This window comes from Bacillus infantis (assembly GCF_008180445.1).
Taxonomy (GTDB): domain Bacteria; phylum Bacillota; class Bacilli; order Bacillales; family Cytobacillaceae; genus Bacillus_AB; species Bacillus_AB infantis_B.
The window spans coordinates 179,486-190,248 of sequence record NZ_VTER01000010.1; the positions used below are offsets into that span (position 1 = coordinate 179,486).

The 10,763-nt window shown below is 40.1% G+C and carries 18 protein-coding genes; 15 read left to right on the forward strand and 3 right to left on the reverse strand.

The genetic code is table 11. The annotated features are described in order from the left end of the window. Positions 1-79 precede the first annotated feature (79 nt). The 7 genes from FZD51_RS19370 to FZD51_RS26275 all read left to right on the forward strand — a co-directional run bounded on the left by FZD51_RS19370 (position 80) and on the right by FZD51_RS26275 (position 3,451). On the forward strand, positions 80-559 hold the full coding sequence (locus FZD51_RS19370) for a DinB family protein (protein ID WP_148976267.1): 480 nt from the start codon (positions 80-82) through the stop codon (positions 557-559). A 60-nt stretch (positions 560-619) separates the two neighbouring features. After that, positions 620-973, forward strand: a complete 354-nt coding sequence (locus tag FZD51_RS19375) for a YciI family protein (RefSeq protein ID WP_148976268.1) — start codon at positions 620-622, stop codon at positions 971-973. 45 nt (positions 974-1,018) lie between these two features. After that, the gene (locus FZD51_RS19380; RefSeq protein ID WP_148976269.1) at positions 1,019-1,453 is read left to right on the forward strand and encodes an NUDIX hydrolase; all 435 of its coding nucleotides are present in this window, start codon (positions 1,019-1,021) and stop codon (positions 1,451-1,453) included. A 126-nt stretch (positions 1,454-1,579) separates the two neighbouring features. Continuing rightward, positions 1,580-2,041 carry an NUDIX hydrolase gene (locus FZD51_RS19385; protein ID WP_148976270.1) on the forward strand — a complete coding sequence of 154 codons (462 nt, stop codon included), beginning with the start codon at positions 1,580-1,582 and terminating at the stop codon, positions 2,039-2,041. A 47-nt stretch (positions 2,042-2,088) separates the two neighbouring features. Next, on the forward strand, positions 2,089-2,661 hold the full coding sequence (locus tag FZD51_RS19390) for a DUF3267 domain-containing protein (protein WP_262381005.1): 573 nt from the start codon (positions 2,089-2,091) through the stop codon (positions 2,659-2,661). Between the two features lie 49 nt (positions 2,662-2,710). Next, positions 2,711-3,061, forward strand: coding sequence for a MerR family transcriptional regulator (locus tag FZD51_RS19395; protein WP_148976271.1), 351 nt, complete (start codon positions 2,711-2,713; stop codon positions 3,059-3,061). 216 nt (positions 3,062-3,277) lie between these two features. Continuing rightward, a complete protein-coding gene (locus FZD51_RS26275) occupies positions 3,278-3,451 on the forward strand; it encodes a hypothetical protein (RefSeq protein ID WP_187445830.1) in 174 nt (57 codons plus the stop codon). A gap of 77 nt (positions 3,452-3,528) precedes the next feature. Here FZD51_RS26275 and FZD51_RS19400 read toward each other — a convergent pair whose 3' ends face one another. Continuing rightward, on the reverse strand, positions 3,529-3,891 hold the full coding sequence (locus tag FZD51_RS19400; RefSeq protein WP_148976272.1) for a cyclic-phosphate processing receiver domain-containing protein: 363 nt from the start codon (positions 3,889-3,891) through the stop codon (positions 3,529-3,531). A 262-nt stretch (positions 3,892-4,153) separates the two neighbouring features. On the opposite strand from FZD51_RS19400, the gene FZD51_RS19405 reads away from it, so the two are divergent. From FZD51_RS19405 to FZD51_RS19430, 7 genes are all read left to right on the forward strand, one after another. Beyond that, on the forward strand, positions 4,154-4,690 hold the full coding sequence (locus FZD51_RS19405; RefSeq protein ID WP_148976273.1) for an HPP family protein: 537 nt from the start codon (positions 4,154-4,156) through the stop codon (positions 4,688-4,690). Beyond that, positions 4,687-4,836, forward strand: coding sequence for a hypothetical protein (locus FZD51_RS26280; RefSeq protein WP_022544587.1), 150 nt, complete (start codon positions 4,687-4,689; stop codon positions 4,834-4,836). Before FZD51_RS19405 ends, FZD51_RS26280 begins: the two co-directional genes overlap by 4 nt. Positions 4,837-4,850: 14 nt before the next feature. Continuing rightward, positions 4,851-5,087: a hypothetical protein gene (locus FZD51_RS19410; protein WP_148976274.1), complete on the forward strand. Its 237-nt coding sequence runs from the start codon at positions 4,851-4,853 to the stop codon at positions 5,085-5,087. 61 nt (positions 5,088-5,148) lie between these two features. Beyond that, positions 5,149-5,595: a GNAT family N-acetyltransferase gene (locus tag FZD51_RS19415; protein WP_148976275.1), complete on the forward strand. Its 447-nt coding sequence runs from the start codon at positions 5,149-5,151 to the stop codon at positions 5,593-5,595. A 221-nt stretch (positions 5,596-5,816) separates the two neighbouring features. Then, positions 5,817-6,278, forward strand: coding sequence for a CarD family transcriptional regulator (locus FZD51_RS19420; RefSeq protein WP_148976276.1), 462 nt, complete (start codon positions 5,817-5,819; stop codon positions 6,276-6,278). Between the two features lie 477 nt (positions 6,279-6,755). Further along, on the forward strand, positions 6,756-7,268 hold the full coding sequence (locus tag FZD51_RS19425) for an RNA polymerase sigma factor (protein ID WP_148976277.1): 513 nt from the start codon (positions 6,756-6,758) through the stop codon (positions 7,266-7,268). Next, a complete protein-coding gene (locus FZD51_RS19430) occupies positions 7,269-8,402 on the forward strand; it encodes a DUF4179 domain-containing protein (RefSeq protein ID WP_148976278.1) in 1,134 nt (377 codons plus the stop codon). 206 nt (positions 8,403-8,608) lie between these two features. Here the strand turns inward: FZD51_RS19430 and FZD51_RS19435 are convergent, their stop codons facing one another. Continuing rightward, positions 8,609-8,845 carry a hypothetical protein gene (locus FZD51_RS19435; RefSeq protein WP_148976279.1) on the reverse strand — a complete coding sequence of 79 codons (237 nt, stop codon included), beginning with the start codon at positions 8,843-8,845 and terminating at the stop codon, positions 8,609-8,611. Between the two features lie 193 nt (positions 8,846-9,038). On the opposite strand from FZD51_RS19435, the gene FZD51_RS19440 reads away from it, so the two are divergent. Next, on the forward strand, positions 9,039-9,461 hold the full coding sequence (locus FZD51_RS19440) for an NUDIX hydrolase (protein WP_187445831.1): 423 nt from the start codon (positions 9,039-9,041) through the stop codon (positions 9,459-9,461). A 632-nt stretch (positions 9,462-10,093) separates the two neighbouring features. Here the strand turns inward: FZD51_RS19440 and FZD51_RS19450 are convergent. Continuing rightward, a partial coding sequence (locus FZD51_RS19450) for a DDE-type integrase/transposase/recombinase (RefSeq protein WP_148976281.1) occupies positions 10,094-10,763 on the reverse strand: 670 nt, incomplete at its 5' end.

Below are 10,763 nucleotides of genomic sequence, written 5' to 3' on the forward strand. Positions count from 1 at the left end.
CTCCCAATTTATCAATAAGGCAGGAAGTCCGGAAATTCCAGCGAATTAGTCATTATCTTATCAAAGGAGTGGTGCGAGTTTGGCTCACGCAAAAGATGTGCTGGCCGACCAGTTATCAGCAAATGCGAATGATCCTAGCTGGTATGTGCCCTTTTCAGAGTCAGTGGCAGCATTATCAGAGAAAGATGCTTTTTGGAAGCCAAGTGAGGAGAGCAACAGCATCGCCGAATTGGTCCAGCATCTTATTTATTGGAATGAAGCCTGGCAAAAGAGGTATCAAAAGGGTCACGTCAATGCAGTTCCACCCATTGGGAGCAATGATGAGAGTTTTGTAATACCGAAAAATAAAACATTCAGCGCTTTAAAGGAGAGGCTGTTAGGGGTGCTATTGCAGTGGCAGGATCTGCTTTCCGAGACAAAGCTGGAAAGTGAAGTGGAAGGGTTTCCTGAATCGGCAGAATGGTGGGCTATCATTGGGAATCTGTCCACACACAATGCTTATCATATTGGGCAGATTGTCTATGTGCGGAAGCTCCAGGGCAGTTGGAGGCAAAGTTAATTTTCATCGCAGCCGAATGTAAAAAAGACATATATTTTTTGAAAAAAGGAGGAGGTTTTCATGCTATTCATGCTCATCGTTAAAGCCTCAAAGAATTCGGAAGGACGTAATCTTCCCAGCCCTGAACTAATGGAAGCCATGACGAAGTACAATGAGGAACTAGTTAAGGCAGGTGTAAGGGTTATGGCGAAAGGACTTCATCCCAGTTCAGATGGAATGCGCCTTTCTTTTCCGAAACCGGGAGAAGGTCCGGTGATTACAGAAGGTCCATTTGCAGAGACGAATGAATTGATCGCCGGATTTATTCTGATTGATGTGAAGTCGAAGGAAGAAGCCATCGATTGGGCTAAGCGGATGCCGGACCCGCAGGGATATGGGGAAGGACAGATTGAACTTAGGCAGGTGTATGAGTGAGGTGCGAGTGCTGGTCAAGGTGCAGGAAGCTGCTGAGGTGATTATATGAAACTTGAATTTTATCAACTGGATAAAGTGGATCATAAAATGATAGAGTTTGCAGTAATAAGCGCCATCTATAAAGGAAAATGGGTGTATGTCAGGCATAAGGATAGAACCACATGGGAAATTGCAGGGGGACATAGAGAATTTGGAGAAAACATGGAGGAAACGGCTCAAAGAGAGTTATTTGAAGAAACAGGCTGTATAGATGGCAAGTTGATCCCGATATGTGACTATTCAATAGGCGATACGGCTGTTAAAAAATACGGAAGGCTATACCTGGGAGTAATAAGGGAATTGGACCAGCTGCCAGCTTCAGAAATTGATGAAATCAAACTGTTTGATGAATTGCCCGTAAACCTTACTTATCCGGAAATCCAGCCGAAGCTTTTCGAAAAGACATTGGCATTTATAAAAAGCTGTGAAGCAGTGATATAGAATCAGGAGAGTTCCATTAAGTAAGCTGAGTTGCTTAGCTTTTTACAGCAATATTATTTGGATAAAAAAGGAATTCTCATATTCTCTCTAGAATCTATATATAAATAAACTATAGGAGCACCTGATATGCACACAATACCTAAACACATTATTGCGGTTTCGGCGTTTATTGAAAACGAAAAGAATGAAGTGCTGCTGGTTAAGGTCCAATGGAGAAAGGATACATGGGAAATGCCCGGGGGCCAGGTGGAGCTTGGGGAGCCGCTTGATCAGGCAGTCGTAAGGGAAGTTCTTGAGGAAACCGGACTGCATATCAAGCCCGTTGGCATCACAGGTGTTTATTATAATTCGACCAAGCAGATATTATCTGTTGTTTTTAAAGCATTGCACATCAAAGGGGAAATCAAATTCCCGCCTGAAGAGATAAGCGAAGCCAGGTTTGTGCTTTTACATGAGCACAATATTGGCCAATATATAACCCGGCCGCATTTGAAATCACGGACACTGGATGCGATGAATGCGAAGAATATCATTCCTTATGAAACTTGGGAAATGAATCCTTATAACTTGGCAGGCAGGCTATATTGACCCTCTTTTTTTGCGAAGACAACCTGAAAAATTAAAGGAGCACCCCTATGATTCATTGGTTCCGCCACTTGCCCCAATTACATATGAATTCCTTAGTATGGATCCCTTTCATACAGAACAGCTGGTTTCGGGAACACTTTATGAAATTTGCTTATTCACTTCAAATTGTTGTGTTTTTGGTGCCTGGCCTCATGGGAGGGCTGTTTTCTGGAATTCCCCTATATATGCTCATTCTAATTGGAATCGCTGTCTTTATTGTTCATGAAATTCTTCATATTGTCACCGTATATAAAAAAGGTGATATAAGCCTGACGTTCAGCGGAACATTTTTTTGGCTGAATACCAATGCCATACTATCAAAAAGAAGATTCCTCGTCTTTATGAGCCTGCCGTTTGTAGGATTGTCAGTGGTGCCAGCCATTGCGGCTCTTTTCGTATCAGGAGAAATGCAGACGCTTCTCTTATTTGTAAGCTGGATTAATTTCATCCTTTCAGCTGCGGATATCATCAATTCTTTCTTAATAGCAATCAAGCCGAAAGGCGCAGTGTTCAGCAGGGGGTATTACCGGATCGTTCAGCAGGGGGATCTGGTGGAAATAGGAAATGATGCCGGCGTGTAAACATTAATTAATCAACAGGAATTATATCTTTTCCATATGGGGGCCGCACTTGAAACCGTTAACGTATATCATTGGAGCATCAATATTAAGTCTATCGATGGTCATTTCTGCTTTTATTATAGGTTTTAGTCTAAATTCTGCGGATGAAAGTGAGCAGCAGCAACCTTTAACGTATTCAGCAAATGATGTAATGACCATCAGTCAGCTTTCCGGCTATCTTCAGATAAGTGAAGATTCAATAGAAAAAATCATCAGGGAAGATATGTCAGCGAAAGCTAATTTAAGTATGTATGATACGTATCAGTTTATTCCTTATCTAAAAATAGATGAAGAGAAAAGATTTATTAGATCAGAGATAGACGAATGGCTGAAGTATAAAAATGACAACCCTACTGATTAACGGAGAGAGGATCGTCATTCAATCCTTGGTGCGAGGCCTTTTTTAGCAAGAATCAGTTGTAAAATCAAAGGTTTTCTTTAGAGAAAAAGAAAACGCCAGCTGAATTACAAATTCAAGAGTTTTGAGACCATGAAAAATAGTGATTTCCTTAATGAAGAAGCAGTTGCTGCAATCTTCAAAACTAACTGCAATCCGCGACCTATAGGAGGGATAGAGTTGGGATTACTCATTACATTCATGAGCATATGGATCTTCACCTTCATATTTGCAAGGCTGTTTAGTTTGTTCGGAGGCAGCTGGAGCTTATTCGCTAAAACTTATTGGCAAAATGACATAGTCATCTGTTTTGGACAGTCTTTCCTTATTACGTTATTGCTTGAAATGATGTAATGGATGCGAATTTTGTGCCACAAATATCTGGGAAAAATAATAAGCCAAGAGAGTCATATCCCCTTGGCCAATCTATATTACTGGTAATGTTTCAGCATCATGGGAGTATAAGAATCCAAGGGCAGGGGTCTTAATGAGAGGGTGGTATCAAAGGAGTAAATATGGCTGCTTTGGGCCCGCTTAAGGCATTTATACATGGCTTTCCCGCCAACCGCATTTGCTGAATGAACGGTTATATGGTCTGCAGAGAGTTTTTCCCTGACCATAATTTTGACCAGAAGCATACCGTTTTCTCTTTTGCTTTCCAGGTCATGATCCAGTGATAAATGGCCAATTTCATAGGTGCGGAGAAGTTCTAAACATTCCACAATTGTATTCACATATACGAATCCATCCGGCGGTTTCCTATAGTCATCTAAGAATACATTGATTTTTTTCAAATTTCGCCCCCTTAATAAAGAGTGACTAAGAAAAGTCTTTGTCCTCCATTAAAACCATAACACACCTTTCATGTATAAGCTAACATTCTTTACTATGGCAGTCAGTTAAACTGCTAAGGTAAACTTGAATTTTTTTACCAAAATACTGTTACTTTGGATATGCCTCATTCGTATATTCATATATAAGAGCCAATACATACTAATCGCCATGTTAGGACGGGAGCGTTTCCGTCTGCGATTTTCATTTTTAGGGGGGATATAGTTGGAAATTAAATTTTCAAACAGGCCGAAGATATTTACTTTAGGGTTAATCTTTGCATTAGGCTGGCTTCCTCTGGGCTTTTTAGTCTTGATGTCTTATCAAAAAATAAATATATTCCCGGATACTGTTTATTTTCAGGATACGCCGAGTAAAGCCTATATGGTGAATATAGTGGGCGGTCTGCTTATAACAGCAGGTGTTCTGCTTTTCTTGCTTGAGAAGTTGTGGATAAAGGCTATTGGTGGGCTTGCCATATTGATTGCATTTATGCTTATATTTGGTGCCCTTCATACATACACCTATATTGATTCAACAGGGATTCACACTGCACCGCTGGAGGGATTTAAAGAAGAAGTAACTCTCTGGAATGATATTAATCAGGTTGTCATCGTCCTTGATAATGGCAAGCCCGAACAGCTGGAGTTTGAAAGTGAAAATGACACGTTTATCTATACATTAAAAGAATATATGCCCAGAATGAAGCTTAGAGAATGGTTAGATGGCATTGGTGTCAAATATAGCGAGAGGAATATGTGACGAATCACACTTCTTTACATACAGTCATTTTAATCCGGTCTGAATACTTGAAAGCAGAAGCAGCTGCCATCCAGGCGGCTTTTCTTGTTTCAGAAAAGGTACAGGTGTCTGGTCAATATTGGTATATTATAGTAAGGGCATCTTAAGAGGGGGAGATACGATGGAGAAAAAATTAAGGGCCATGCTCGTTTTTCCAGGGGTGTTATTAGTCTTATTCGCATTGAGCAATGATAGATACAGAGAGCTGATATACATCGCCTATATCTTACTGTCGTTAAATCTGATCATTCTGGGCATCCAGGCCTTCAAAGACAACAAAAAATCCACGTTTGCTTATGCTATTACAGCCATATCACTTTTAACCATTTTTCTTTCACTCAAAATGTTATTGTCATAACGGAATCCAAGCAGCAGCCAGGGGAGCTTTTTTTACCAAGAGTGGAGGTGCAGCTTAACTCATGAGTAATGTGCATATCAGAAAAATGGATGCTTCCCATGAATGTGAAGTCAGGAATATCAAACTAAAGCCCGGACAGGAAAAATTCATTGAAACTGTTGATGAGTGTTTGGAAGAAGCAGGTACATACAGTGAATGGCAGCCGGTGGTTATATATAGTGATGAAGAAGTGATTGGTTTTGCCATGTACGGCTCTTTTGGACCCAATAAAGATACATGGATTGACAGAATCATGATCGATGAAAGATATCAGGGCAAAGGCCTGGGGAAATTGGCGATGTTAAAACTGATTGATATCGCTTCAAGACAATATGATGTAAATGTTATCTACTTAAGTATCAAAGAAGAAAACAGGACAGCTTATCGTTTATACAAAAGTATCGGTTTTGAGGATATGAACGAAATAGATCCTCAGAATGGAGAGCTTTTATTTAAGTATACGGTTTGAGTAAAAGCTGCTACCTGCTTATAGGCATAAGGGCAGGTCTGCTGTCCCTGTTTTAAAGGAATGGGCCAAGGGACCTGTCCCCTTGGCTTTTCCCCTTGGCTTTTTTTATTTTAGAAGGGTAAGTTGTTGACAGTGAAAAATAATTTATGGTATTATTAAAAATTTGATTAAAATATACATATGTGTTAAGATTAAGGAAGTTGCGATATGGAGGGGATTATTTGTTTCAAATTGACGATAATGTTGTTTATCCGATGCATGGAGTAGGGATCATTAAAGCGATAGAAGAAAAGGAAGTTTTAGGGGAAAAACAACAGTATTATGTCATAAAAATGTTGGTCGGCAATATGGAAGTTATGATTCCTGCAGGTAAGATCGTGAGTTCAGGTATACGTCCTGTTACTGACATCATTGCATTAAAGAACCTTATGAACATTTTTCAGCATGGGGAAACAGATAGATTACTGCCCTGGAAGCAGCGGTTTAAAGTGAATACGGACAAAATAAAAACAGGTAAAATTCAGGAATGTACGGAAGTTGTACGTGATTTAATGCGTATGAAAAAAGAAAAAGCACTTAACACAAGCGAAAGACAAATGTTGAATAACGCACATGAAATTTTGATCAGTGAACTGGGATTAATGAAAGGAATCACTGAAAACCAAATAAAAAGTTTCTGCTAGAGCAGCCTTGAAATACCCTTAGTAAGGCTGCCAAGACAATCAACTTCTACAACTCGAAAATCAACCTCTTTTTTAATTCTGCCGTCATCCATTTCAATCATTCATATTTCTACGACTAAGTATCTCCATGTAAAAACAGTCACTAAATTTCTGCAAATCCTGATTCACACTGGCACGGACAAGGAGCCGTAAGGATGAAAGAGAGGCAGGGCTTTCATTGTTTTGGGTATATCATATTTTGTAAGGGACATGATGACAGACTTCCGGCCTTTAAATAGGAAAAAGGAACTGTCTTTCATTCTCTTTTTTTACTTTTCCTGCTGCCTCATGGCGGCTTTTTTTGTTTTCGATTTACCTGCTGCACTAAAGCATTATAGCTAGTATGTTTAAAATATACGGATTAAATTTGAGAAAAAAATTCTTCTTTTTACCAATAAAAAAGATGATTCAAACGTCTAGTTTGTAAGGGGGTGCATAATGGAAAAAAAGAATGTCCATCAACCAGTTGATTCTTTGCCGGAATTCAAGCAATTATTCAGCGAACATAAGAAGCATGTATTTGCCATAGCGCTATCCATACTTAGAGATTTCGAATTGGCTGAAGACGTGCTGCAGGAAGTGTATATCAAGCTTTACCGGCATATGCAGCATCAGGAGATTTTAAATGTTAAGGCCTGGCTTATTCGTGTTGCCAGAAATGCAGCGTTGGATCTGTATCGGAAGAACAAGCGGGAAATAACAGGGTTTGATGATGATTATTTTGATCGTATTCAATATATATCGGAAGATCCTTTAGACCAAATAATTTTATCGAAATACCTGCAGTTATTGAATAGTGAGGAAAGGCAGATTGTCATCATGAAGGATATCCTCGGGATGAAACACAGGGAAATTGCTCCAATAATGAGAAGGTCATTAAGTACGGTCCTTTGGAAATACAGTATGGCTCTTAAGAAACTGAGAACAGGTGTGATGAAGGAGGAGTTCTGATTGGATAAGAAAGAAATACTGAAGCATTTAGACCGAGCTATTGATCAACAAATCCCGGATGTCTGGGATGAAATCGAGCATATGATACATAAAACAGAAGAACAGGATATGCCGGAAAAGAGTGGCCCTCCTAGCCATGCTGGAAATTCTAATAAAAAGAGAACTTTTAGCAAGAGATTCCCATTGGCTGCAGCAGCATGCTTGATCCTTGCTTCCACACTCATTTTTACACCTGCATTAGCAGCTATTCAAGAGATATATGATCAAATATTTTCGAGCAAACATATTGATGATACAGGTGTCAGGACTGCCATTAACCTGGGGCAGGGCCAAGCCCTTGATCAAAAATATTATGATAAAGAACATGGCATAAAGGTTCATTTCCAAGGTGTAATGACAGATGATAAGGAGACAAAACTGTTGCTGGCCTACCAAAGTGAACAAACAAATCTGAAAAACTATTATCTGGATATTTTTGAAGGTGAAACGTCAATTAATCTGATAGCAGGTGATGAGAAGAAAGAATTAGATAACGTAGGCTGGGGAAGCAGGTATTACGATAAGGAAGAAAACAAAGTATTTGAAGCTGAATCTTTTGAATCTATTAAGAAATATGAAGGAAAAACCATCCGTCTGGAAATCAAGAATCTGACCATTTATGAGGGGGATGATACTCGCAGTATACAAACGGTTTGGCCAGTTGAATTCAAGCTCGATCCATCTGCTGTTTCTGAAAGAGAAACCATAGCAATAAACAAAGAATTCACCTTTGAGAATGAAACTTACAAGATTAAGCAGGCAGAGTTCTCTGCATTTGAAACAAGATTGGTTGTAACTGGAACTGACACAGCACTCCTTACAGATGAAAGTGGAATGCAATATAGAGTGATGAGCAAATTAGAGCAACAATTCCTTAATGCCAGGAAAATTGATAAAGAATACGGTTATATCGTTGATGATAATAAATCTGGTGTATTTTTGAAATCGGCGGGTGAAAAAGTTAATCCCGTTTTTAGTAAGGGCGAAGTAGAAGGTGCAGAGGATGAATATATTATGATATTCGGCCCGGTTGAGGATAGGGAGGATTGTATTCTTGAAATCGGTGGAGATATTAAAGTATCAATAACTGAGTAGGTTTGAAGTGAAGATCAGTAGATGGGCCCGACAGGCCGTAAATTCTTTCATTTTAATTTATTTGTATAAAGAAATAGATAACAATAGGGACTGCTGCTCAAGATAGCTCAAAGAGACTGCTTTAAACAGGCAAGGAAAGCCTGTCCAAGTTAGTATAGGAAATGAGCCAAGGGACCTGTCCCCTTGGCTCAAAAAAAACCTCTGAATCAGAGGTTTTTTTGCAAATTAGAATTTAATTCTTTGTCAATCGCTTTGATTGTTGATTCTATTGTATAAAATGTATCAACTGCCTGTGTTCGGGCATGTATGACTTCAAATAAGTTTTCTTTATAGCATACATACAATACCGGCTGCTGGTCGTCATCATTAAAAGTTAATGATATTTCACAGTTAGGATATTCCTGTATGGTGGTTAACATGGTTCTCATGTGATCTAAAGACATATAGTCTTAGCCTCCTTCCACTATGGGGGGAGGTGACTAAGCAAAGTCTCGTAGTTCCCAGCATATATTTATCATCTGCTATAAGTATAGCATACTTAGTGTTCTTTATCCTGAAAGAAGACCTTGTTGGTAAAAGAAGGAATTTTTCCGTGTGGAAGAGAAGGTATGTAAGGCAGAAAAAAGGAGGATGTTCATGAAAAGAATAGATGTAGTCTATTCACTTATTTGTGACGAAAAACAGGAGAAGGTATTGGTTGTTAAGAATTCTAAATATGATAACTGGTCTTTGCCGGGCGGTTCGGTTGAAGCAGGAGAAACTCTATCGCAAGCAGCTACTCGGGAAGCTAAAGAAGAAACAGGCCTCACGATTGAGGTTGATCACATACTTTCTGTAAACGAAGCGATGATGATGAATCATGATCATCATGCCGTTTTTATCACATTCAAAGCAAGAGTCATAAACGGCGAGATCAGTATACAAGATACTGAAACGATAGCAGAAGTAAGATGGGTAAGTTTAGAAACTGCTGATGAAATGATGCCATATCATAAAAATGGGATCAGGTATTTGCTGGGTCAGTCAGCTCCCTATGTCTTTCAAGGGGAAGTGCGGTAGTTTAAGGGATGGAGACAGAGAGAGTGTCCTATCATATAAGAGTTAGAGCAGGTGCAGTCATTATCGAGCAGGACAAAATTCTGATGACAGAATATAACGATCCAGGTAATGTCAAAAGTTCTATGAAAAATCAATTCTAAGTTAAGATTCTTTCACTTAACTGGCATAATCGCTGCCGCAATCGCTCTTGACAAACACGCCAATGGTTTGGGAAGTGTTCGTCAAGGGCGAAGGGGACAAAAGAAGGCATGCCAAATAAGCCCTTGGTTTTACCATTTTAAACCATTGGCAAGTTCGGTTTGTCAAGAGTTCGCTTCGCCGAATGCTGGTGAAGGGCTCTGCTAAACAAAAGCTAGGCCGCCTGCTCCTCGATCCAATCCTGGNGGTAATGTCAAAAGTTCTATGAAAAATCAATTCTAAGTTAAGATTCTTTCACTTAACTGGCATAATCGCTGCCGCAATCGCTCTTGACAAACACGCCAATGGTTTGGGAAGTGTTCGTCAAGGGCGAAGGGGACAAAAGAAGGCATGCCAAATAAGCCCTTGGTTTTACCATTTTAAACCATTGGCAAGTTCGGTTTGTCAAGAGTTCGCTTCGCCGAATGCTGGTGAAGGGCTCTGCTAAACAAAAGCTAGGCCGCCTGCTCCTCGATCCAATCCTGGGCTAAACCAATCAGCTTTGCCCATCTGGCAGGCATATTCGGCAGCTGAAGAAGTTCTGGCTGAAGGACCGGCACTTTTCCTTCCAGCGCTGAGTGCGGACGTAAGAAGTTAAAATACGCCACAAACAATGTCACGTAGGAAACGGAACCGTGTTCGGATCCAAAGCCGTGCGTTTGACGGTAGTTTCCTTTGAAGGTCCGGTTCAGCCGTTCGATGATCTGCTTTAATGGCCGGTATTCGGTCGATACGGGATCTTCGTTCGTCAACCCAATTACCTGCTTGATATCAAACGAAATCTTATGCTGGGCAAAGAATTGCTGGGCTAATAAGTAAATGGGGTTGCCATCAACGACGAAGGTCAAGTCTTCTGGAATCTTTTTTAACTTCATCAAGACTTCATCAATGGCCAGGATCGCTGTTTGTGTATCCCGGTTACGGGAGACCGGATAGGCCAGGATAATCTTCTTCACCGCATCGAAGAAGAAGAACAGATAGTGCCAGCGGCCACCGACCCGGATATAAGTTTCGTCGCCGCAGAATTGGTCAGAGAGCTCGTAAGGATAATGATCCACATACGGYTTGAGAAGTAACGCTACGCTGTTCTCATAATTCAGGATGCTTTGGTGGGATATATCCAGG

Bases quoted from the DNA above. Each gene is read 5' to 3' on its own strand.
- FZD51_RS19410 (WP_148976274.1), top strand. From the start codon at position 4,851: ATGGAGAAAAAATTAAGGGCCATGCTCGTTTTTCCAGGGGTGTTATTA.
- FZD51_RS19415 (WP_148976275.1), top strand. From the start codon at position 5,149: ATGAGTAATGTGCATATCAGAAAAATGGATGCTTCCCATGAATGTGAA.
- FZD51_RS19425 (WP_148976277.1), top strand. From the start codon at position 6,756: ATGGAAAAAAAGAATGTCCATCAACCAGTTGATTCTTTGCCGGAATTC.
- FZD51_RS19385 (WP_148976270.1), top strand. From the start codon at position 1,580: ATGCACACAATACCTAAACACATTATTGCGGTTTCGGCGTTTATTGAA.
- FZD51_RS19390 (WP_262381005.1), top strand. From the start codon at position 2,089: ATGATTCATTGGTTCCGCCACTTGCCCCAATTACATATGAATTCCTTA.
- FZD51_RS19440 (WP_187445831.1), top strand. From the start codon at position 9,039: ATGAAAAGAATAGATGTAGTCTATTCACTTATTTGTGACGAAAAACAG.
- FZD51_RS19375 (WP_148976268.1), top strand. From the start codon at position 620: ATGCTATTCATGCTCATCGTTAAAGCCTCAAAGAATTCGGAAGGACGT.
- FZD51_RS19380 (WP_148976269.1), top strand. From the start codon at position 1,019: ATGAAACTTGAATTTTATCAACTGGATAAAGTGGATCATAAAATGATA.
- FZD51_RS19435 (WP_148976279.1), bottom strand. From the start codon at position 8,845: ATGTCTTTAGATCACATGAGAACCATGTTAACCACCATACAGGAATAT.